Raw genomic sequence first — 20,825 nt, forward strand, 5'->3', positions numbered from 1 at the left:
GCGCCCGCCGGGGTCAGCCCGGTTCGCCGCGGAGCTTGCGCCGGGCCACCACCACCAGGTCGACCAGGGCGATCACCGCCAGCACGACGAGGGCGACCGGGAGGACGACCGGGACGTCGGCGGCGAAGGCCAGCACCGCGAGGACCCCGCAGAGCACCAGGCCGAACGCGGCCAGCACCAGCCGCAGGGTCAGTGCGCTGCGCGCCGCGCCGGCGCCCCCCTCCGGGATCCGGGGCTGGGAGTCCGGGATCCCGTGCGGGAACTGGTCGCGCTCGTACTCGGTGAGGTCGTCCGGCGTGCGTCGGTCGTCAGGTGGTGGCGTGCTCATGCCGCTGGAGGTACCCGGGAGGGGAGCGCACTACCCTGGACTGTCGTGGCCGCTGACTTCTCCGTCGTCCTGGACGAACTCGACACGACCCTGAGGTCCATCGAGGCCGTCATGCGGGTCGATGACCTCCGCCGGGAGGTGGCCGAGCTCGAGCAGAAGGCCGCCGCCCCCGACCTCTGGAACGACGTGGAGGCCGCCCAGGCGGTGACCTCCCGGCTGTCCTACCTGCAGGGCGACCTGCGCCGGGTGGAGGAGCTGCGCAGCCGGCTCGACGACGTCGGCCTGATGCACGAGATGGCCGCCGACGAGGGCGACGAGGCCACGCTGGCCGAGACCGAGCGGGAGCTCGCCAGCATCCGCACCGTGCTCGACGAGCTCGAGGTGCGCACCCTGCTGTCGGGTGAGTACGACGCCCGCGAGGCGCTGGTCACCATCCGCTCGGAGGCCGGGGGCGTGGACGCCGCCGACTTCGCCGAGATGCTGATGCGGATGTACCTGCGCTGGGCCGAGCGGCACAAGTACCCCACCGAGGTCTACGACGTCTCCTACGCCGAGGAGGCCGGCATCAAGTCGGCCACCTTCGCGGTCAAGCAGCCCTACGCCTACGGCACCCTCTCGGTCGAGCAGGGCACCCACCGGCTGGTGCGCATCTCGCCCTTCGACAACCAGGGCCGCCGGCAGACCTCCTTCGCCGGGGTCGAGGTGCTGCCCGTCGTGGAGCAGACCGACCACGTCGACATCCCGGAGAACGAGATCCGGGTCGACGTCTTCCGCTCGTCGGGCCCCGGTGGGCAGAGCGTGAACACCACCGACTCCGCCGTCCGGATGACCCACATCCCGACCGGCATCGTCGTCTCCTGCCAGAACGAGAAGTCCCAGATCCAGAACCGCGCCGCCGCGCTGCGGGTGCTGCAGGCCCGGTTGCTCGTCGTCCGTCAGGCCGAGCAGCGGGCCGAGATGGACGCGCTCAAGGGCGAGGGCAGCAGCTGGGGCAACCAGATGCGCTCGTACGTGCTGCACCCCTACCAGATGGTCAAGGACCTGCGGACCGAGGTGGAGAGCGGCAACCCCTCCAGCGTCCTGGACGGCGAGCTCGACTCCTTCATCGAGGCCGGCATCCGCTGGCGGCGCCAGCAGGAGGCCCCGGCCGGCTGAGAAAGGACCTCGGTGCCTCAGGCCTCGCTGCAGGGTGCCGCGGCGAGCCTGCGAGCCGTGGGGGGCGGGGAGGTCTTCCGTCGAGGCCGAGGGACTGGTCACATCAAGCGGGCTGGGCGACGGAACGTGATCGGCCGGCCTGGGCGTGGTCACTGTGCGCGAACACAGTTGGCCGCCGCGCCGAGCGGGCGGACCATCATGCGGCCCGGGGCAGGTACCGTCGTCCCTCGTGATCGAATTGCAACACGTCACCAAGGTGTACCCGACCAGTCCACGGCCGGCCCTGGATGACGTCTCCATGCAGATCGACAAGGGCGAGTTCGTCTTCCTCATCGGTTCTTCCGGTTCGGGCAAGTCGACCTTCCTCCGGCTGCTGCTGAAGGAGGACGACCCCACCAAGGGCGTCATCACGGTCAACGACAAGAACCTGAACACCATGAGCAAGTGGCAGGTGCCCAAGCTCCGCCGCACCATGGGCTGCGTCTTCCAGGACTTCCGGCTGCTGCGCAACAAGACGGTGGCCGAGAACGTGGCCTTCGCCCTCGAGGTGATCAACAAGCCGCAGCGCACCATCAAGCGCGTCGTCCCCGAGGTGCTGGAGATGGTCGGCCTGGACGGCAAGGAGAACCGGCTGCCCGGCGAGCTCTCCGGTGGTGAGCAGCAGCGGGTGGCGATCGCCCGGGCGTTCGTGAACCGGCCGCTGGTGCTGCTGGCCGACGAGCCCACCGGCAACCTGGACCCCGAGACCAGCCAGGACATCATGCTGCTGCTGGAGCGGATCAACCGCACCGGCACCACCGTGGTGATGGCCACGCACGACTACCACATCGTCGACTCGATGCGGCGGCGCGTGATCGAGCTGAACGACGGCATCCTCAGCCGCGACCAGAGCCGTGGCGTCTACGGCGTTGGTCGTTGAGGTGCGGGTCGCTGAGATGACCGTTCGCCGCACGCTGAACGACACGACAGGGAACTGATGCGCGTCAACTTCGTCCTCTCCGAGGTGGCCGCCGGGCTGCGCCGGAACCTGACCATGACGATCGCGATGATCCTGACCACCGGGATCTCGCTCGGCCTCATGGGCACAGGTCTGCTGATCGCCAACATGATCGGCGACATGCGGGAGATCTACTACGAGAAGATCCAGGTCTCGATCTACCTCGCCGAAGAGGTGACCGAGGAGCAGCGCGACGCGATCGCCGCCCAGCTGGACGCCTCCCCGGAGGTCGCGGACTACCTCTACGAGTCCAAGGCCGACGCCTACCAGCGGTTCCTCCAGGCATTCCAGGAGCAGCCCGCGCTGGTCGCCAACACCCCCGAGGACGCCCTCCCCGAGAGCTTCCGGGTGGAGCTGGTCAACCCCGAGCGCTACCCGGTCATCGCCGAGCAGTTCCCCAACGGGGAGAACGGCGTGGAGGAGGTCCGCGACGAGGGCGACTTCCTCGACCGGCTGTTCAGCCTGCTCAACGGCGCCCGCAACGCGACCATCGCGGTGGCCGTCGTCCAGGCGCTGGCCGCGTTGCTGCTGATCTCGAACACGATCCAGCTCGCGGCGTTCAACAGACGCAACGAGACCAACATCATGCGGCTGGTCGGCGCCTCGCGCTGGTACACCCAGCTGCCGTTCATCCTCGAGGCCGCGCTCGCCGGCCTGATCGGTGCCGGGCTGGCGATCGGTGGTCTGGTGCTGACGAAGATCCTGTTCGTCGACAAGACCCTGGCCGGCCCGATCAAGGCGGGCATCATCCCGCCGGTCGACTGGTCGGCGATCGTGGCGATCTCCCCGATCATCGCCGGCGCCGGCGCCGGCCTGGCCGCGGTGGCCGCCTACGTCACCCTCCGCCTCTACGTCCGTCTGTAGCCCGCGGCTCCGCCGGTAGCCCGCGGCTCCGCCGGTAGCCCGCGGCTCCGCCGCTGGCCCGCGGCGAGTTCTGCGATCTCGTGGCCCTGGGACCTCCGGGGCCACGAGATCGCAGATGTCAGAGCCCGAGGGCCCGGCGGACGGCCGCGACCGCCTCGCCCGGCCGGCCCAGGACGTCTGCGGAGCTGAATCGCAGGACCGTCCAGCCCTCGAGGACCAGCCGGTTCTGCCGACGCAGGTCAGCGACGAAGACGCGACGGTCCCGGTGCACGTCTCCGTCGAACTCCACCAGCACCTTGCGGTCGGGCCAGGCGATGTCGCCGAAGCCGATCTGGCGTCCTCGGTCGTCCGACACCCGGTGCTGCAGGGTGGGCCTGGGCAGCCCCGCGTCGTGCAGCAGCCAGCGCAGCACCGACTCCATGGGGGAACCGGCGCGCGGATCGGTGATCGTCAGCGCCCGGCGGCATCGCAGGGCACCACGGCCGGTCGGGATCCGGGCCAGTGCTCGTTGCAGGTCCTCCGGTCGGCAGAGGCAGTCGAGCAGCTGGTCGGTGACGGCCAGCAGTGCGGGCGCCTCCAGCACGGCCCCGAGGTCGCGCCAGGTGCGGGCCGGCGCCGTCACCGGCATGCCCCAGCGCCGCTCGACGTCCTCGGGCGGCATCGGTGTGCGGTGCAGGCGGCGGTCGCGGCGATTGCGCGCCCGGGAGCCGACCGGCACGGTCAGGTGCACCGGCTGGTCGGCCTGCTGCAACGGGATCTCGATCCGCCACAGCGCGGCCGCGGAGTGGTGACTGACCACAGCGCCGGGCGGCGCGGTCAGCAGGACCGCCGGCAGTCGGGTCCGCACGTCGGCGACGTCCGCGCGGGGCAGGTAGGTGTCGCGGGAGAGCCGGACGACGTCCCGGTGGCGCAGGTCCCAGTCGGTGATGCCCTCGGCTCGGGCTCCGGGGCGGGTCATGGGCTCGCGGACGCGGGACTGCACGGGAGGGCGGGGCATCGGCAGAGAGTGGCAACTCGGCACCCGGCCACGCCGGCGCTGTCCACAGCAGCCCGTGAGATGTGCGGTCTCGGGGCCACCGGCGCCCGTGCGGCCCCGAGATCGCAGTTGTCGCGGGCGACTAACCTGGGGGCATGCCGCGTGAACAGGGGCGGAAGCTCATCGCCCAGAACAAGAAGGCGCGGCACGACTACTCCATCCTCGACACCTACGAGGTGGGCCTGGTGCTCACCGGCACCGAGGTGAAGAGCCTGCGCGCCGGTCGTGCCTCGCTGGTGGACGGCTTCGCCACGGTCGACCAGGGTGAGGTCTGGCTGCAGCACGTGCACATCCCCGAGTACACCGAGGGCACGTGGACCAACCACGCCCCGCGGCGCAAGCGGAAGATCCTCATGCACCGCGCCGAGATCGAGAAGCTGATCGGCAAGACCAAGGAGGGCGGGCTCTCGCTCGTCCCGCTCGACCTGTACTTCAAGGACGGCAAGGTCAAGGCGACCCTCGCGCTGGCCAAGGGCAAGAAGAGCTACGACAAGCGCCAGGACCTCGCCGAGCGTGACTCCCGCCGGGAGATGGAACGCGCCTTCGGCCGCTACGTGAAGGGCCGCAGATGAGGGGCATCGCCTACGACCGGTTCGGCGACGAGTCGGTCCTGCAGTTGCGGGACGACCTGCCCGAGCCCCCGGTCGGTCCGGACACGGTGCTGGTCCGCACCCGCGCGACCGGGGTCAACCCGGTCGACATGGGCATCCGGGAGGGCCATCTCGCCGGCTTCTTCCCGCACCACTTCCCGATCGTGCCGGGCTGGGACCTCGCCGGCGTCGTCGAGCAGGTCGGGCCGGCCGTCGTCGACTTCGCGCCGGGTGACGAGGTCTTCGGCTACCTGCGCCGGGACGACGTCCAGTGGGGGACGGCGGCGGAGCTGGTGCCCGCGCCGCAGCGGTGCCTGGCGCACAAGCCGGAGTCGCTGGGGTTCACCGAGGCCGCCGCCCTGCCGCTGGCCGGGCTGACCGCCTACCAGGCGCTGACCGAGGCCCTGGACGTGGGCGAGGGCGACCGGGTGCTGGTGCACCGGGCCGCCGGCGGGGTCGGCTTCTTCGCGGTGCAGATCGCCGCCGCGCTCGGCGCGCACGTGATCGGCACCGCCAGCCCGCGCAACCACGGCTTCCTCCGCGACGCCGGCTGCGCCGAGGTGCTCGACTACTCGGCCGGGCCGATCTCCGGCCAGCTGTCCGACCGGGTGGACGCGGTGCTCGACCTGGTCGGCGGGCCGGCGCTGGGTGACGCCCCCGACCAGGTGAAGACCCCCTCGCGGATCGCCAGCGTGGTCGACCCGGTGGTGCGCGACCTGGGCGGCCGCTACGTCTTCGTCCGCCCGGAACAGCACGACCTGGAGGAGCTCGGCCGGATGGCCGACGCCGGCCAGCTGCGGGTGCACATCGCCCGCACCTTCCCGCTGGCGCAGACCGCCGACGCGCAGCGGCTGGTGGCCGAGGGGCACGTGCGCGGCAAGGTCGTCGTCACGCTCGACTGAGTGAGCGGCTCTGCCTAGGGTCGGCCCCGTGGTCGCCCCGCCCGTCGATGACGACGACGTCCCGCGGTACTGGCGCGAGCTGGGGCTGCCCGGCCTGGTCGACGTGCACGTGCACTTCCTGCCCGAGCGCGTGCAGGCGAAGGTCTGGCAGTACTTCGCCGAGGCGGAGGCGCACTACGGGACGCCGTGGCCGGTCACCTACGCCCTGCCGGTCGCCGAGCGGCTGGCGGTGCTGGACCGGCTCGGCCTCCGGGCCTTCCCGACGCTGCCCTACCCGCACAAGCCGGGGATGGCGGCCTGGCTGAACGACGAGGCCGCCGCGTTCGCCGCCGAGCACCCGCGGGTGCTGCACTCGGCGACCTTCTTCCCGGAGCCGGCGGCGCCGGCGTACGTGGACCGCGCGCTGGACGCCGGGGCCCGGGTGGTCAAGGTGCACGTCCAGGTCGGCGGCTTCGACCCGCGCGACCCGCTGCTGGAGCCGGTGTGGGCCCGGCTGGAGGAGACCGGCACCCCGGTGGTCATCCACTGCGGCTCCGGTCCGCTGGTCGGGGAGCACACCGGCCCGGCGCCGATGGCCGGCCTGCTGGAGCGCCACCCGCGGCTCCAGCTGGTGATCGCGCACCTGGGCATGCCGGAGTACGCGGCCTTCCTGGACCTGGCCGAGCGGTACGAGCGGGTGCACCTGGACACCACGATGTTCGCCACCGACTTCATGGAGCGGCGGGCGCCGTTCGACCGCGCCCTGTTGCCGCGGCTGGGCGCGCTGCGGGACAAGGTGCTGCTGGGCAGCGACTTCCCTGCCATCCCGTACCCCTACGCCCACCAGCTGGCCGCGCTGCACCGGCTGGAGCTGGGGGAGGAATGGCTGCGGGCGGTGCTGTGGGGCAACGGTGCCCGGCTGTTCGGGGTCACCCCCTAGCCTGGATCTTGTGAACTCCGCTCCGCTCGCCCTGCCCGAGGGGCTCACCGCCCGCCCGATCCGCCCGGACGACGTCGTCGCCGTGGCCGAGCTGCTCACCGCCGCCGAGGCGGTCGACGACACCGGCGCGCACGAGTCACCGGAGGACCTGACCGGCTTCTGGGTCAACGAGCTGGTCGACCTGGAGCGGGACAGCCGGCTGGTCACCACCGCGGACGGCGCGGTGGTGGGCTGGGCCACGGCGATCGCGCCGCCCACCTTCCGGGACGCCTACGGGGTGCACCTGGAGGGCCGGGTGCACCCGGAGTGGCGCGGCCGTGGCATCGGCCGGGCGCTGCTGGCCTGGCAGCTGGCGCGGGGCGAGGAGCTGCACGCCGAGCGCCACCCGGAGGCGCCGGCCCGGCTGACGGTCACCGCCTACACCTCGATGGCCGACCTGACCGCGCTGCTCCGCCGGGCCGGCCTGGTGGAGGCGCGGTTCTTCTCGCACATGGAGCGCCCGCTCACCGACCTGCCCGAGCCGCGCACCGTGCCGGGGGTGGAGCTGGTGCCGTTCACCTGGGAGCGGGACGACGAGGTGCGCCGCGCGCACAACGCCGCGTTCACCGAGCACTACGGCTCCAGCGAGCGGGACACGACGTCCTGGCAGGTGATGTTCACCGGGCAGCGCGGCTTCCGCCCCGACCTGTCGGTGCTCGCCGTCGAGGACGACGCGGTGATCGCCTACGTGCTGGCCTACGTGTACGAGGCGAACACCGCCGCGACCGGGCACCGGGAGAGCTACTTCGGCCAGATCGGGGTGCTGCCGACCGCCCGCGGCCGCGGGTTGTCGAAGGCGGCGATCGTGCAGGCGCTCCGGGTGGCTGCCGAGCACGACTGCGCGACCGCCGGTCTGCAGGTGGACAGCGAGAACGTCACCGGTGCGCTGGGGCTCTACGAGAGCCTGGGGTTCACCACCAGCCGGACCGAGGTCTCCTGGTCCCGGCACCTCGCGCCGCTGCGCTGACGTCCCCGGACGCACGACGGCGCCGGTGGCCCGAGGAGGGCCACCGGCGCCGTCGCGCACGGAGCGTTGCGGTCAGACCGCCATCGCGGCCTCGGCGGGCAGGTCGTCCTTCTTCGCCCGGATCAGCACGACGGCGATCGCCAGGGCGACGGCCAGGAACACCGCGGCCCAGATGAAGGCCACGTGGTACCCGTGCACGAACGCCGCGCCCGGGGCCGAGCCCGGGTTGTCGGCGAGGTAGCCGGTGACGGCCGAGGCGTAGAAGGTGTTCAGCAGGGCCAGGCCCAGTGAGCCACCGACCTGCTGGCTGGTGTTCAGCACCGCCGAGGCGATGCCGGCGTCGTGGCTCTCCACGCCGACCAGCGCGGTGCTGGACGCCGGGACGAAGACCGCCGCCATGCCGAGGCTGATCGCCAGCTCGGCGGGCAGCACCTCGGTGACGTAGGAGCTGGACTCACCGATCCCGGTCAGCCAGAGCATGCCGACCGCGGCCAGCAGCAGACCGCCGATGATCAGCGGCCGCGGCCCGACCCGGGGGAGCACCTGGGAGACGATGCCGGCGCCCAGGATGATCCCGCCGCTGAAGGGCAGGAAGGCGAACCCGGACTCCAGCGGGCTGTAGCCCAGGGTCTGCTGGAAGTAGAAGGTCAGGAACAGGAAGATCGCGAAGATCCCGGCGCCGACCAGCAGGAAGACCAGGTACGACCCGCCGCGGTTGCGGTCGAGCACCACGCGCAGCGGCAGCAGCGGGTGGCTGGCGCGCCGCTCGTAGAGCACGAACGACACCAGCAGGACGGCGGCGGCGGCGAGCAGGGTCAGGGTGACCGGATCGGTCCAGCCCACGCCCTCCTCGGCGGCCTTGCTGAAGCCGTAGACCAGGCTGACCAGCCCGGCGGTGGACAGCAGGACGCCGGGGACGTCGTAGCGGCGGTCGCCCTCGGCCCGGCTCTCCTTCACCAGGCCGATCGCGAAGACGGCGGTGACCAGGGCGATCGGCACGTTGACGCCCAGCGTCCAGCGCCACGAGGCGTACTCGGTGAGCACGCCGCCGAGGATCAGGCCGATGGCGGCGCCACCGCCGGAGATGGCCCCGAAGACACCGAAGGCGCGGGCCCGCTCCTTGGGGTCGGTGAAGGTGACGGCCAGCAGCGACAGCGCGGCCGGGGCGAGCAGCGCGGCGAACCCGCCCTGCAGGGCGCGGGCGGCGAACAGCAGCTCCTGGTTGGGGGCAAGGCCACCCAGTGCGGATGCCCCGGCGAAACCGGCCAGGCCGATCAGGAAGGCGCGCTTGCGGCCGATGAAGTCGGCGATCCGCCCGCCCAGCAGCAGCAGGCCGCCGAAGGCCAGCGTGTAGGCGGTGACGACCCACTGGATGTTCGCCGCGGTGATGCCGAGGTCGATCCCGGCGTCGGGGAGCGCGATGTTCACGATCGAGGCGTCCAGCACGACCATCAGCTGGGCGACGGCGATCACGGCGAGGGCGAGCCAGCGCCGGGGGTCGGGGCCGACGTCCGGCGGGGTCGACGGCACGACGGAGGTGATGGGAGCGGCGGGGGCCGCGGCCGCCGGTGGGGGCAGGTCGGGGACGCCGGCCCCCGGCGGGGTCAGGGTGCTGTCTGCGGGCATGGCGGAGCCGTCCTTCCTGCGCAGTGCGCAGTGGGAGAGGAGTGGAGAGCGCAGAGGGGGAGGGGAGAGGGGAGGAACGGCGCGACCGGCAGCGGTGCGCGGTCGTGTCGACGTCATGACGAGTCGGTCCGCACGGCCGTGCGGTCACGGTCGTGTCGGGGCGGTCGGGTGGCCGGCGTCAGTGCCGGCCGGGAGAGCGGGTCAGCTCACGGGGTGGGCGAGTCCTGCGCCGGCCCAGCGCAGGCAGGTCCGCACCAGCTCCAGGAGCTCGTCGAGGGAGTCATCGGGGTCCCAGACCTCGACCGCGGTCATGAACGCGGCCAGGGCGGTGTTGAAGACCAGGGCGGTCCGGAGCTCGTCGTCGTCGGTCAGGCGGCGGCCGATCCAGGCGCGGAGGTCGGGCGCGAAGCTGTCACAGCTGCCGCGCGCGGAGTTCGCCAGGCCCGGACAGTCCGCGACCACCCGCTTCTGCACGGGCAGCCACTCGGACAGCAGTCGGGCCACGTCGACGAACAGGTCGGTCAGCGCCTCCCACAGGGGGCGGTCGTCGTCGTCGACGTCGTCCTCGAGGAGCGTGCGCCACCGCTGCAGGTCCAGCGGGTCGAACTCGAAGGCGACGGCTTCCTTGCTGGGGAAGTAGCTGAAGAAGGTGGTGCGTGAGACGCCGGCTTCGGCGGCGATGTCCTCCACGCTGACGGCGTCGAACCCGCGCTCGCTGATCAGGCGCAGCGCGGTGGAACGGATGGTGCGCCAGGCGGCGAGCTTCTTGCGCTCCCGCAGCCCCATGACGACGTCGACGGGGCAGTGAGGTGCGCTCGCTGCCTTGCTCGACCTGGCCATGGGGAGAACCTAGACCGAAAGCTGAACTGAGTACAAGTTCTTACTGCGTACGGTTTTGTCCGGTCGCCCGAGTGGGTGAACGGAGGGCCAGCGACCGGTGTCATCGGCTCCTCGTCGGACGACACACCGCGCCGTCCGGCCGCCGGAGGGCGCCGCACGCGTACCGTGGCGGTGATGCTGAGCACACGGCGGGCGGCTATGACGGTGGCGGCCACGGTGGCCGTGCTCGCCGTCGCGCCGCCGGCCAGCGCCGCCGAGGAGACCGGACCCTCCACCGTGGGCTACGACGTCTCCTACCCGCAGTGCGGCACCGAGCTGCCCGACGACGCCGCCTACGCCGTCATCGGGGTCAACGGCGGCATCGCCACCACCGAGAACCCCTGCCTGGCCGATCAGTGGGAGTGGGCGCACGGCTCCTCCGGTGCGGTCTCGGCCCAGCCGGTCGCACAGCTGTACGTGAACACCGCCAACCCGGGCGAGGTGCGCGCGCAGGTGAGCACCTGGCCGCGCACCGGGGTCAACCGGTACGGCGTGTGCGACGGGGGCAACACCGCTGCCTGCTCCTACGAGTACGGCGTCGACCGGGCGGAGGACGACGTTCGGATGGTGCTGGACATCCTCGGCGACCTCCCTGGCGACGCGGCGGTCACCGAGGCCGACCTCGAGGGCCTGCGCTGGTGGCTCGACGTCGAGACGATGAACACCTGGCAGACCGACGGCGTGCAGGCCCGGCGCAACAACCGGGCCACCCTCGAGGGCATGGCCGACCACCTCACTTCGGTCGGCGGCTGGGTCGGGCTCTACTCGACCGGATACCAGTGGGGCGAGATCGTCGGCGACGTGCCGCGGTGGAGCAGCCTGTACGAGCTCGACAGCTGGCTGGCCGGCGCGCAGAGCTGGGCCGGCGCGGTGCACAACTGCCGGGACGAGCCACTGGTCGAGGGCGGCCAGGTGGTGCTCAGCCAGTACGTCGTCGACGACCTGGACCACGACCACTCGTGCGCGCTGCCCCAGGACGACGGCGCAGCGCCGTGGACCCCGGGGGCGCCGCGCTGAGTGGCCGGGGTGGCCGGCCTGGCGAGGGTGGCCGGCCTGGCCAGGGTGCCTGGCTAGGGTGCGCGGCATGGTCAGCGCCGATCACCCCGCCCCGTCCGCTCCCGACCTCCGGCTGGTCAGCCGCGCGCACCGGCGGCTGGAGCCGCTGCACTCGCACGTCTACTTTGCCCCGGAGACCGACGAGCAGCTCACCGCGATCGGCATCCGGCCCGGCCGGATGGTCTACTTCGCCGGCCGCGCGGCGGCGATGGGCGCGGTGGGCCCCGGCGTGGTGACCGCCACCTTCGCCAACTTCGCCCCCTCGATCGTGGCCCGGCACCTGCCGCGCGCCTGGACGCTGGCCTCGCCCGAGCAGGTGCTCACCGCCCGCACCGTGGCGGCCCGCGCCTCCCTCACCCGGCTGCTGGGCGGGGTCGAGGGGCCGGAGCTCACCGAGCTCGCCGAGCTGCTGCGGGAGGCGTGCACCGCGCTCACCCCCGAGGGCCGCCCGCTCTACGCCGCGCACGCCGACCTGCCCTGGCCCGACGAGCCGGTGCTGCAGGTCTGGCACGCGGTCACCCTGCTGCGCGAGCACCGCGGCGACGGCCACGTGCTCAGCGTGGTGCGGCACGGGCTGACCGGGCTGGAGGCGCTGGTCACCCACACGCTCACCGGCCGGGGCTTCACCGCGCAGTCGGCCCAGCTGACCCGCGGCTGGTCGGACGAGGAGTGGGCGGCGGCGCTGGCCGGGCTCACCGACCGCGGGCTGGTCGCCGACGGTGCGCTCACCGCGGCCGGCGGGCAGCTGCGCACCGCACTGGAGCAGGAGACCGACGCGCTCTCCGCGGCACCCTTCGTGCACCTGGGCACGGTGCGCACCGAGCGGGTCGCCGAGCTCGGCGGTGCGCTGACCGGGCGGCTGCTGGCCGCCGGCGCGTTCCCGGCCGGCGTCCTCGCCCGGGCGTGACCGGCGCCGGCGCGGGTCACGAGGCCGTGCCGTCGCCGGCCCGGCTGCCGGACGCCGACGGGAGCGGGCCGGCCGCTGACGTGCTGCGTGCCCGGCGCGGGGGAGAGCTCTCGGCGCTGGACCGGCTGCTGCTGCACAGCCCGGCGGTCGCGCAGGGGTGGAGCGCGCTGCTGGGTGCGCTGCGCAACGCCACCACCCTGGCCCCGGACCTCACCGAGCTGGTGGTGCTGCGGGTCGCGGTGCTCAACGACGCGCCATTCGAGTGGGCCGCGCACGAGCCGGCCGCCCGCCGGGCCGGGGTGACGGACGAGCAGCTGGCCGCGCTCCGGATGCCCGACGGCGTGCCGGACGCCGCCTTCTCGCCGGTCCAGTCGGCCGTGCTGCGGTTCACCGACGCGTCCAGCCGGCAGGTCGCCGTCCCCGACGAGGTGTTCGCGCAGGTGCGCGCGCACCTGGACGACCGCCAGGTGGTGGAGCTGGCCGTCACCGTCGGCGGCTACGCGATGGTCTCCCGGTTCCTGGTCGCGCTGGAGGTGCCACCGCCGGCCGGTGAGGTCGCCGGCTGACCGGCACCAGCTGTTCACCACCCGGTCGGGGCGGCTGGTGTGCCGACCCCCGCTCGGGCGTGTCACGATGTTCGACGGCCTGCGGAGTGCCGCGGGCCGTCGACGGACGGCGGGAGGTGACCGGGCAGATGCGCAGCGAGCCCCCCAGTCACAGTCCCGAGGTCCCCTCCCGCTGACGCCCCCGGTCCGCCCCTGACCCGGGCGGGCGCGGCGTGCGGGGACCTCTCCGGTGTCCCCAGCCCTGCTGTCCCCGGGAGTCCGTCGTGTCCGACCGTCGCCGTACCGCCCTGTCCACCCTCACCCGCCGTCCGCGTCCGGTGGTGGCCCGCGCGCCCGAGCAGGCGCCGGCAGAGGTCGTGCCGGTCCGCCAGTCGCGGATGGTGGACAACGCCGTCTACGCCGCCGGGCGGCGGATCGCCACCCCGGCGTCGGCCGCGGAGAGCCACGAGTGGCTGACCGAGGGCTTCGACGACCGGATGGTGTGGCTGGGGCTGTACCGCCCCGAGCCCGCCGAGCTCGGTGAGCTGGCCGAGCAGTACGGCCTGCCCGAGCTGGCGGTCGAGGACGCCATCCACGCCCACCAGCGGCCGAAGTTCGAGCGCTACGGCGACACGCTGTTCGTCGTCCTCAAGGCCGCCCGCTACCTGGACGCGGCCGAGGAGGTGGAGTTCGGCGAGCTGCACCTGTTCCTGGGCGAGGACTTCGCCATCACCGTGCGGCACAGCGAGTCCCCGGACCTGTCCCGGGTGCGCCGCCGGCTGGAGAGCTCCCCGGAGCTGCTGGCCCGCGGCAGCGAGGCGGTGCTCTACGCGATCCTGGACGCCGTCGTCGACGGGTACGCACCCGTCGTCGCCGGGCTGGACAAGGACATCGACGAGATCGAGGTCGAGGTCTTCCGCGGCGACCCACAGGTGTCCCGGCGCATCTACGAGCTGTCCCAGGAGGTCGTGGACTTCCAGCGGGCGGTGCAGCCGCTCAGCGGGATCCTGGCCGCGATCACCGCCGGGTTCGAGAAGTACGGCGTGGACGAGGAGCTGCGCAGCCACCTGCGCGACGTCGCCGACCACGTCACCTCGGTCACCGAGCGGGTGGAGGGCTTCCGGCTGCAGCTGCGCGACATCCTCACCGTGAACGCCACGCTGGTCGCCCAGCGGCAGAACGAGGAGATCCGCGAGCTCACCGTGACCAGCCTGGCGCAGGGCGAGGAGGTCAAGAAGATCTCCGCCTGGGCCGCCATCCTGTTCGCGCCGTCGCTGGTGGGCGGCGTGTACGGGATGAACTTCGACTCCATGCCCGAGACCGAGTGGCAGTACGGCTACCCGATGGCGCTGGTGCTGATGTTCTGCGTCAGCGCGGTGCTCTACGTCGTCTTCAAGCGCCGCGACTGGATCTGAGGGAGGGTCCCGTCCCTCGCGGGCTCGGGACGAGCCTCAGGACGGGGCCGCCGGCCGGGCGCAGCTGCGGATGGCGGCGACGATGCTGTCGTAGCCGGTGCACCGGCACAGGTTGCCGCTGATCGCCTCGCGGATCTGGGCGTCCGTCGGGGAGGGGATCCGGTCCAGCAGGTCCTCCCCGGCCAGCAGCATGCCGGACAGGCAGAAGCCGCACTGGAAGGCGTTGAGGTCCCAGAAGGCCTGCTGCAGCGGGGTCAGCCGGTCGCCGTCGGCCATCGAGGCGATGGTGCGCACGTCGCTGCCGTCCTCGGCGACGGCCAGCCGGAGGCAGGACTTGGCGATCGCGCCCTCGACCCGCACGGTGCACGCCCCGCAGTCGCCGGTGCGGCAGCCCGCCTTGGGGGCCGTCGCGCCGAAGTCCTCGCGCAGCGCGTCCAGCAGCAGCGAGCGGGGGTCGACGGCGGCGACCCGCTCCTGCCCGTCGACGGTGAGCCGGAGCTCCACCCGTCCTCCGTCCCCGGTCATCGGCTCTCCTCCCGTGCGTCGGACAGTGCGCTGGACAGGGCGGCGCTCAGGGCGCGGCGGGCCACCGGCCCGGCGACGGCCGCCCGGTAGGACGGCGGCGCCAGCACGTCGCCCCACGGCTGGACGACGGCGGCGGCCGCGGTGTCGGCGGCGGCCCGGACGGCGTCGGTGTCGAGCACCTGCCCGGTCAGCGCGGAGAGGTCCACCGGGACGGGGACGGCGGACACCGCGCCGAGCACCAGGGTCGCCGCCGTGCACGCCCCCGCCGCGTCCAGTCGCACCAGCGCGGCCGCGGTCGCGATCGGCCAGGAGCTCCACCCCCGCTTGAGCTTCACGTAGCCGTGCCCGGTACCGGCCGCCGACGGCACGTCGAAGCCGGCCAGCACCTCGCCCGGGCCCAGTGCGGAGCGCATGGCGCCGGCGAAGAGCTCGGCCACCGGCAGCTCCCGCTCGCCGGCCGGGCCGGCGATCCGGGCCACGGCGGCGCTGGCCACCAGTGCTGCCGGCACGTCGGACTGCGGGCGCGCGGCCACGGCCGACCCGCCGACGGTCGCCTGGTTGCGCAGCGCCCAGCCGCCGGTGATCTGGTCGGCCATCGTGCGCAGCAGCGGGGCGTGCGCCGCCACCGCGTCGCTGTCGAGCAGCTCGGCGTAGGTGCACATCGCGCCGATCCGCAGGCCGCCGCCGGTCGCGGTGACCCCGCCCAGCCCGGCGCGCCGCAGGTCGACCAGCTGGGCCGGTGCCGACTCGCCCCGGCCCATCTCCGGCAGCACCCAGGTGCCGCCGGCCAGCACCCGGCCGCCCTCGGCCAGCGCGGCCACGCAGCCGGCGAGGTCGGTCGGCGCCACGTAGCCGAACCGCTCGGGGATCACGGCTGCTCCAGCAGGGCGGCCAGGATGCGCGGCGGGCTCACCGGCGTCGACTCCAGCGCCACGCCACGCGGGGCGAGGGCGTCGTTGACCGCGTTGACCACCGCGGCCTGCGCTCCGGAGAAGCCGGACTCCCCGACGCCCTTCGCGCCCAGCGGGGTGCCCGGTGCCGGGGTGCACAGGTGCTCGAGCTCGACCGGCGGGAGGTCGATCGCCCGGGGCAGCAGGTAGGTCTTGAAGGCGGTCGTCAGCGGGGTGCCGTCGGCGTCGAAGACCAGCTCCTCGCCCAGTGCCGCGCCGATGCCCATCGCCACGCCCCCGGTGACCTGGCCGTCGACGAACAGCGGGTTGACCACCGTGCCGCAGTCGTGGGTGACCACGTGGCGCAGCAGCGACACCCCGCCGGTCTCAGGGTCGACCTCGAGCACGCTGGCATGCACCGCGTAGGGGTAGGTCGTGTAGGTCTGCATCCGGCCCAGCTCGTCGGGCTGCTGCCGCACGTTGCCCGGGCGGTAGGTGCGGGTCGACTCCAGGCGCGGCTCGACGTCGAGCGCGAGCCGGTAGCTCAGGGTGTGCACGGCGCCGGCGACCGCCTCGACCGGCACGGCACGTTCGGGGTCGGTGGCGGGCGCGATGAGGCCCCCGGCCAGCACCAGCTCATCCTCCGGCTGCAGCTGGAGCATCGCCCGCGCCGTGGCGCGCAGCGTGGCCGCGACGTCACGGGCGGCGAGCACGGCCGCGTTGCCGCCGGTGATGATCGACCGGCTGGAGATGTTGCCGAAGCCGTACGGGCACAGGTCGGTGTCGCCCTGGACGACGGTGATCGAGGCCATCGGCACGCCGAGCTCGTCCGCGACCAGCTGGGCGATCGAGGTGTCGTTGCCGGTGCCCGGGGAGGTGACCCCGGTCAGCACCGTGACCCGCCCGGTGGGCGACATCCGCACCGTCGAGGTGTCGTAGGCGGCCACCATCGCCCCCGGGATGTCCGCGCTCTCCGGCATCAGCTCGAACGCCAGCCCGACGCCCAGCAGCCGGCCGGCCCCGCGGGCGGCCTCCTGCTCGGCCCGGACGGCGGGGAGGTCCAGTCGCCTCAGCGTCAGGTCCAAGGCGGTGGCGTAGTCCCCGCTGTCCAGTTCCAGACCGCTGGTGTGCAGCCAGGGGAAGGCGTCCGGCGGGACGAAGTTGCGCCGGCGCACCGTGGCCGGGTCCAGGCCCAGCACCCCGGCGATGCGGTCCATGACCCGCTCCAGCAGCAGCGTCGCGCCGTCCTTGCCGAACGGCTTGGTGCCCACCCACGGCGCCTTGTTGGTGGCCACCACGGTGTAGCGCACGTGGCAGGAGGGCAGCACGTAGCCCAGCCCGGTGGACAGCGCGCCCACGTGCGCCATGCCCCAGCCGTGCGTGGGGGCGGCGGCCCCGTGGTCGGAGATGGCGTGTACGTCCAGGGCGCGCAGCCGGCCGTCGGCGTCGAAGGCGACCCGGTAGCGGAGCACCTGCTCCCGGGTGCCGGCCAGCATCGTGGCCGCCCGCTCCTCCACCCACCGGACCGGCCGACCCAGCAGCCGGGCCAGCAGCGGGACGATGAAGTCCTCCCGGTTGCCGTACATCTTCAGCCCGAAGGAGCCGCCCAGCTTGGGGGCGATCACCCGCACCTGCTCCTCCGGCATGCGCAGCGTGGTGGCCAGCAGGGTGCGCAGCACGTGCGGGTTCTGCGTGGTGGCGTGCACGGTGAGCCGCTCGGTGCCCGGGTCCCAGTCCGCCAGGTAGCTGCGGGTCTCCATCGGCGCCGCGGTGCCCCGGTGGGTGCGCAGCTCCCCGTCGAGCAGGTGGGCCGCGCCGGCCGACGCCGCGCCGAAGTCGTCCGGGCCGACCTCCCGCTCGATGATCACGTTGTCACCCCACTCGGGGTAGAGCAGCGGGGAGCCCGGCAGCAGCGCCGACCCGGCGTCCAGCACGACCGGCAGCCGTTCCCAGCTGATCTCCACCCGGGCGGCCGCGGCGGCGGCGTCGGCCGGGGTGGTCGCGACGACCGCGGCGACCGGCTCGCCGGCGTACCGGACCGTGCCGGTGGCCAGCGGCCGGACGGCGGCGTGGTGCCCACCGAGGTGGCCGGCGTCCAGGCCGTGCGGGATCTCGGTGCAGTGCGCGACCAGGTCATCCCCGGTGACGACGGCCAGCACGCCGGGCATCGCCCGTGCCGCGGCGGTGTCGATCGCGCCGATCCGGGCGTGCGCGTGCGGAGAGCGGACCAGGGCGGCGTGCGCCGCGCCGGGCCGCGGTACGTCGGCGGTGTAGCCGGCCCGGCCGGTGACGAAGGTGTCGCCGTCGTGCCGGCGCACCGGGGTGCCGGTGAGCCGGCCGGGCGCGAGGGCGGTCACGGTCCGGTCCGCTGCGGCTCGACCACCAGGTCGATGACCGCGTGCCGGAACGGGTTCGCGACGCCGAACCGGTGCGCCGCCGTCTCGTCGTCCACCGGGGCGAAGTCGCGCACCAGGCTGCGCTTCACCGCGAACACGGCGTCGGCGTCCAGGTACGGGCTGCCGGCCACGAAGATGTGCGTGGTCACCGGCACGTACCCGGGGGCGTCGGCGATGAAGTGGATGTGCGCCGGCCGGAAGGGCAGCCGCCGGGTGGCGGTCAGCAGCGCACCGACCGGGCCGTCGGTGGGGATCGGGTAGTGCGCCGGGACGACGGTGCGGAACCAGAACCGGCCGTCGGCGTCGGTGGTGAACAGCCCCCGGCCGTTGCCGGCCGGCTGCACACCGGGCTGCTGGACGTCGTAGAAGCCGTCCTCGTCGGCCTGCCACACGTCGACGCTCGCCCCGGCGACGGGAGCGCCGGAGACCGACAGCACCCGGCCGGTGACCACGCACGGCTCGGCGCCGCCCACCTCGTCGATCGAGTCGCCGTTGCTGCGCGCGGGCGAGGTGGTCATGTGGAAGGGCCCGAGGACGGTCGCCTCGGTGGCGCCGCCGGCCTTGCGGTGGTTGAGGTTCTCCACCAGCGAGGAGATGCCCAGCACGTCGGAGAGCAGCACGAACTCCTGGCGCACGTCGTCGCACATCTGGCCGGTGCGGGTCAGGAAGTCCACCGCACGCTCCCACTCGGCGATCGTCGGCTCCACCTCGCGCACCGCCCCGTGCAGGCCGCGGACGACGGCGCACAGCAGTTCCCGCAGCCGGGGGTCCGGCGTGCCGTCGAAGCTGGTGACGACCGCGGCGGTGACGGTCTCCTCGGTGATGTCCTCCGGCACGGTGGTCACCGGGCCTCCTCCCGGGCGGGTGCGGCGTCCAGCGGGACCACCGGCAGCAGCACCGCGGAGGGGTGCGCCGTGTCGTGGAAGACGGTGTGCAGCGTCGTCCTGGAGCTGGTCACGTGGTAGGGCACGTACTCGGCGTTGGTGGCCCCGGCCACCCCGGTCGGGGTGTCCATGCTGCTGATCTCCACGCAGATCCGGTGGCCCTTCTCGAACAGGTTCGCCGTGGCCAGCACCTCGATCTCGTACTCGACCACCTCGCCGGGCGTCACCGGCTCGGCGGCGGCGCGGGTGAGGCGGTGGAACGGCTTCCACTCGGTGCTGCGCTCGGGGTCCAGCGCCCGGTTGCTGGCCCGCAGCCACCCGCGGGTGAGCTCGCGCTCGGGCAGGTCGGGGTGCAGCTCGCGCTCGCCCTCGCGCACGGTCATCACGTGCGGGTCGGGACCGATGTCCTTGAGGGACACCATCCACACCGTGTCGGCCTGGTCGATGGCGGCGAACAGCCGCACCTTCGCCGGGCCGGCGATCAGCATCGGCTCGGCCAGCGGCTCGCTGACGTAGCGCAGCGACTGCACCCTCCGGGTGTGCGTCAGCGGCATCTGCACGAAGGAGTCCGGCGGTACGACGTCGTCGACCGAGCCGGGCACCCACGGCTCGGGCCGCAGCCGCTCCCAGCTGTTGAGGTGGAACGGCGTCCACACCGTCTCCGGCAGCGGCCAGTCGGTGCCGGTGCGCCAGGTGTTCGCCCCGGCCACCCAGTAGCGCACCGGCGGCTCGTCGAGGACGCCGGTGTCCAGGCCCTTCAGCCAGTGGTCGTACCAGCGCAGGATCTCCGAGTGCAGCCCGTGGAAGGGGCGCTCCAGGTGCGCCGGGCCCAGGAACAGCAGCTTCTTGTCCTGGCTGGCGATGTGCCGCCAGTAGCTCTGCGCCCCCTGCAGGTGCGTCTTGTAGGTGTAGGCGTACCAACCGGAGCCGGTGTAGACCGGGATGTCGATGTCGGCGAGGGAGGCCTCGCTGCGCTCCAGCACGCCCTCGGCCTCGAACGGGTCGATCAGGGTGCTGAAGTAGGCCGGCATGTGCTGGCCCTTCATCGACAGCACGTTGAACAGGTGCGGGTGGATCCGGTAGTCGGGGTTGGCCATCGCCTCCCGCCAGAACGCCTCGCGCTCCGGGGTCAGCTCGCCCGGGGCGCCACGGTCCTGGTGGAACGTGCCGAAGTGGCCGACCAGGTAGCGGAACAGGTGGACGACGCCGCCGGGGTACTCCTCGCGGAAACCGCCCAGCTCGCCGTAGGCGCCGCGCGGGTCGAACGGGAAGACCGCCTTCAGGTGCGGCGGCTTCTGCCGGGCCACGTGCACCTGCTCGGCGCCGAAGCCGGAGATGCCGACCATCCCGACGTTGCCGTCGCACCACGGCTGCTCGGCGATCCACTCGATGAGGTCGTAGGAGTCGAACTCCCGCGAGCCACCGCTGCCGGACTTGCCCACGCCGCGGGGCATGCCGATCACGTGCACGTAGCCCCGCGAGGTGAGCAAGCGCGTGTCGCCGGCCTCCATCGGCCCGCTCCACAGCGGCGACCAGGCCGGCTGCGGGGGGATCGCCTCGGCCATCTCCGGCCCCTGGATGTCCTTGTTGTAGATCGCGAAGGCCAGCAGCACGGGCAGCGGTTCGTCGGTCTCCGGGCGGTAGACGTCCACGCAGAGCTCGACGCCGTCCCGCATGGGCACCCGGACGTCGCGGTCGGCCACCAGGCCGGAGTGGCTCGGCGCCCGGTCGTAGCCCGGGGGCACGTGCTCGGGTGAGGAGAGTGCGGGCATGCGGAGGCACGGCCTTTCTCGAGGCGGAGCCCGGCGTGTTCCGGTGCCAGGACGGAGCCGGGCCAAGGTAGCTCCGGGGCAGCGCCACGGCTGTCCCGCGAGCGCGGCCAGTAGCCGCTATCCGCGACGGATC

20 protein-coding genes are annotated in these 20,825 nt (G+C 73.3%); 11 read left to right on the top strand and 9 right to left on the bottom strand.

Annotated elements, in window-relative coordinates; translation table 11 throughout:
• Positions 1-13: 13 nt before the first annotated feature.
• On the bottom strand, positions 14-328 hold the full coding sequence (locus Q1A09_RS10015; RefSeq protein ID WP_299954192.1) for a DUF6343 family protein: 315 nt from the start codon (positions 326-328) through the stop codon (positions 14-16).
• 45 nt (positions 329-373) lie between these two features.
• Between Q1A09_RS10015 and prfB the strand changes: the two genes are divergently transcribed.
• From prfB to ftsX, 3 genes are all read left to right on the top strand, one after another.
• Positions 374-1,483, top strand: coding sequence for a peptide chain release factor 2 (prfB, locus tag Q1A09_RS10020; protein ID WP_299954195.1), 1,110 nt, complete (start codon positions 374-376; stop codon positions 1,481-1,483).
• Between the two features lie 229 nt (positions 1,484-1,712).
• Complete coding sequence (gene ftsE / locus Q1A09_RS10025) at positions 1,713-2,402, top strand: cell division ATP-binding protein FtsE (RefSeq protein WP_299954198.1); 690 nt, start codon at positions 1,713-1,715, stop codon at positions 2,400-2,402.
• Positions 2,403-2,459: 57 nt separating this feature from the next.
• Positions 2,460-3,344, top strand: coding sequence for a permease-like cell division protein FtsX (gene ftsX / locus Q1A09_RS10030; protein ID WP_299954202.1), 885 nt, complete (start codon positions 2,460-2,462; stop codon positions 3,342-3,344).
• A 118-nt stretch (positions 3,345-3,462) separates the two neighbouring features.
• Here the strand turns inward: ftsX and Q1A09_RS10035 are convergent, their stop codons facing one another.
• Positions 3,463-4,341: a DUF559 domain-containing protein gene (locus Q1A09_RS10035; RefSeq protein ID WP_299954205.1), complete on the bottom strand. Its 879-nt coding sequence runs from the start codon at positions 4,339-4,341 to the stop codon at positions 3,463-3,465.
• A gap of 134 nt (positions 4,342-4,475) precedes the next feature.
• On the opposite strand from Q1A09_RS10035, the gene smpB reads away from it, so the two are divergent.
• The 4 genes from smpB to Q1A09_RS10055 are packed head-to-tail and all read left to right on the top strand — an operon-like array spanning position 4,476 to position 7,797.
• Positions 4,476-4,952 (top strand): SsrA-binding protein SmpB, encoded by a 477-nt coding sequence (gene smpB, locus Q1A09_RS10040; protein WP_222195993.1) that lies wholly within the window; start codon positions 4,476-4,478, stop codon positions 4,950-4,952.
• Positions 4,949-5,872, top strand: coding sequence for an NADP-dependent oxidoreductase (locus tag Q1A09_RS10045; RefSeq protein WP_299954213.1), 924 nt, complete (start codon positions 4,949-4,951; stop codon positions 5,870-5,872). Before smpB ends, Q1A09_RS10045 begins: the two co-directional genes overlap by 4 nt.
• Before the next feature lie 28 nt (positions 5,873-5,900).
• On the top strand, positions 5,901-6,791 hold the full coding sequence (locus Q1A09_RS10050) for an amidohydrolase family protein (RefSeq protein ID WP_299954216.1): 891 nt from the start codon (positions 5,901-5,903) through the stop codon (positions 6,789-6,791).
• Between the two features lie 10 nt (positions 6,792-6,801).
• Positions 6,802-7,797 carry a GNAT family N-acetyltransferase gene (locus Q1A09_RS10055; protein ID WP_299954219.1) on the top strand — a complete coding sequence of 332 codons (996 nt, stop codon included), beginning with the start codon at positions 6,802-6,804 and terminating at the stop codon, positions 7,795-7,797.
• A gap of 72 nt (positions 7,798-7,869) precedes the next feature.
• Here Q1A09_RS10055 and Q1A09_RS10060 read toward each other — a convergent pair whose 3' ends face one another.
• On the bottom strand, positions 7,870-9,423 hold the full coding sequence (locus Q1A09_RS10060; RefSeq protein WP_299954222.1) for an MFS transporter: 1,554 nt from the start codon (positions 9,421-9,423) through the stop codon (positions 7,870-7,872).
• Positions 9,424-9,624: 201 nt separating this feature from the next.
• Positions 9,625-10,263: a TetR family transcriptional regulator gene (locus Q1A09_RS10065; RefSeq protein ID WP_299954225.1), complete on the bottom strand. Its 639-nt coding sequence runs from the start codon at positions 10,261-10,263 to the stop codon at positions 9,625-9,627.
• Positions 10,264-10,437: 174 nt separating this feature from the next.
• Here Q1A09_RS10065 and Q1A09_RS10070 point away from each other — a divergent pair, with 174 nt between their 5' ends.
• The 4 genes from Q1A09_RS10070 to corA all read left to right on the top strand — a co-directional run bounded on the left by Q1A09_RS10070 (position 10,438) and on the right by corA (position 14,225).
• Positions 10,438-11,319, top strand: a complete 882-nt coding sequence (locus tag Q1A09_RS10070) for a hypothetical protein (protein WP_299954228.1) — start codon at positions 10,438-10,440, stop codon at positions 11,317-11,319.
• A 67-nt stretch (positions 11,320-11,386) separates the two neighbouring features.
• Positions 11,387-12,265 (top strand): SCO6745 family protein, encoded by an 879-nt coding sequence (locus tag Q1A09_RS10075; protein WP_299954231.1) that lies wholly within the window; start codon positions 11,387-11,389, stop codon positions 12,263-12,265.
• Positions 12,262-12,831 (top strand): carboxymuconolactone decarboxylase family protein, encoded by a 570-nt coding sequence (locus Q1A09_RS10080; RefSeq protein ID WP_299954234.1) that lies wholly within the window; start codon positions 12,262-12,264, stop codon positions 12,829-12,831. Before Q1A09_RS10075 ends, Q1A09_RS10080 begins: the two co-directional genes overlap by 4 nt.
• A gap of 263 nt (positions 12,832-13,094) precedes the next feature.
• Positions 13,095-14,225, top strand: a complete 1,131-nt coding sequence (gene corA, locus Q1A09_RS10085; protein ID WP_299954245.1) for a magnesium/cobalt transporter CorA — start codon at positions 13,095-13,097, stop codon at positions 14,223-14,225.
• A 36-nt stretch (positions 14,226-14,261) separates the two neighbouring features.
• Here corA and Q1A09_RS10090 read toward each other — a convergent pair whose 3' ends face one another.
• Genes Q1A09_RS10090 through Q1A09_RS10110 form a run of 5 tightly spaced genes read right to left on the bottom strand, consistent with a single transcriptional unit; the run spans position 14,262 to position 20,692 of the window.
• Positions 14,262-14,750, bottom strand: a complete 489-nt coding sequence (locus Q1A09_RS10090; protein WP_299954248.1) for a (2Fe-2S)-binding protein — start codon at positions 14,748-14,750, stop codon at positions 14,262-14,264.
• Positions 14,747-15,622, bottom strand: coding sequence for a xanthine dehydrogenase family protein subunit M (locus Q1A09_RS10095; protein ID WP_299954251.1), 876 nt, complete (start codon positions 15,620-15,622; stop codon positions 14,747-14,749). The genes Q1A09_RS10090 and Q1A09_RS10095 overlap by 4 nt, the downstream gene beginning before the upstream one ends.
• On the bottom strand, positions 15,619-17,997 hold the full coding sequence (locus tag Q1A09_RS10100) for a xanthine dehydrogenase family protein molybdopterin-binding subunit (RefSeq protein WP_299954253.1): 2,379 nt from the start codon (positions 17,995-17,997) through the stop codon (positions 15,619-15,621). The genes Q1A09_RS10095 and Q1A09_RS10100 overlap by 4 nt, the downstream gene beginning before the upstream one ends.
• Positions 17,994-18,881 (bottom strand): dioxygenase, encoded by an 888-nt coding sequence (locus Q1A09_RS10105; RefSeq protein WP_299954255.1) that lies wholly within the window; start codon positions 18,879-18,881, stop codon positions 17,994-17,996. Before Q1A09_RS10105 ends, Q1A09_RS10100 begins: the two co-directional genes overlap by 4 nt.
• The gene (locus tag Q1A09_RS10110) at positions 18,878-20,692 is read right to left on the bottom strand and encodes a CocE/NonD family hydrolase (RefSeq protein ID WP_299954257.1); all 1,815 of its coding nucleotides are present in this window, start codon (positions 20,690-20,692) and stop codon (positions 18,878-18,880) included. The genes Q1A09_RS10105 and Q1A09_RS10110 overlap by 4 nt, the downstream gene beginning before the upstream one ends.
• Positions 20,693-20,825: the final 133 nt, after the last annotated feature.

Source organism: uncultured Modestobacter sp. (assembly GCF_947486615.1).
Lineage (GTDB): Bacteria > Actinomycetota > Actinomycetes > Mycobacteriales > Geodermatophilaceae > Modestobacter.

Excerpts from the sequence above, each read along its gene's own strand:
- Q1A09_RS10015 (WP_299954192.1), bottom strand. The coding sequence starts at position 328 with ATGAGCACGCCACCACCTGACGACCGACGCACGCCGGACGACCTCACC.
- ftsX (WP_299954202.1), top strand. The coding sequence starts at position 2,460 with ATGCGCGTCAACTTCGTCCTCTCCGAGGTGGCCGCCGGGCTGCGCCGG.
- Q1A09_RS10035 (WP_299954205.1), bottom strand. The coding sequence starts at position 4,341 with ATGCCCCGCCCTCCCGTGCAGTCCCGCGTCCGCGAGCCCATGACCCGC.
- smpB (WP_222195993.1), top strand. The coding sequence starts at position 4,476 with ATGCCGCGTGAACAGGGGCGGAAGCTCATCGCCCAGAACAAGAAGGCG.
- Q1A09_RS10045 (WP_299954213.1), top strand. The coding sequence starts at position 4,949 with ATGAGGGGCATCGCCTACGACCGGTTCGGCGACGAGTCGGTCCTGCAG.
- Q1A09_RS10060 (WP_299954222.1), bottom strand. The coding sequence starts at position 9,423 with ATGCCCGCAGACAGCACCCTGACCCCGCCGGGGGCCGGCGTCCCCGAC.
- Q1A09_RS10065 (WP_299954225.1), bottom strand. The coding sequence starts at position 10,263 with ATGGCCAGGTCGAGCAAGGCAGCGAGCGCACCTCACTGCCCCGTCGAC.
- Q1A09_RS10070 (WP_299954228.1), top strand. The coding sequence starts at position 10,438 with ATGCTGAGCACACGGCGGGCGGCTATGACGGTGGCGGCCACGGTGGCC.
- Q1A09_RS10075 (WP_299954231.1), top strand. The coding sequence starts at position 11,387 with ATGGTCAGCGCCGATCACCCCGCCCCGTCCGCTCCCGACCTCCGGCTG.
- Q1A09_RS10090 (WP_299954248.1), bottom strand. The coding sequence starts at position 14,750 with ATGACCGGGGACGGAGGACGGGTGGAGCTCCGGCTCACCGTCGACGGG.
- Q1A09_RS10110 (WP_299954257.1), bottom strand. The coding sequence starts at position 20,692 with ATGCCCGCACTCTCCTCACCCGAGCACGTGCCCCCGGGCTACGACCGG.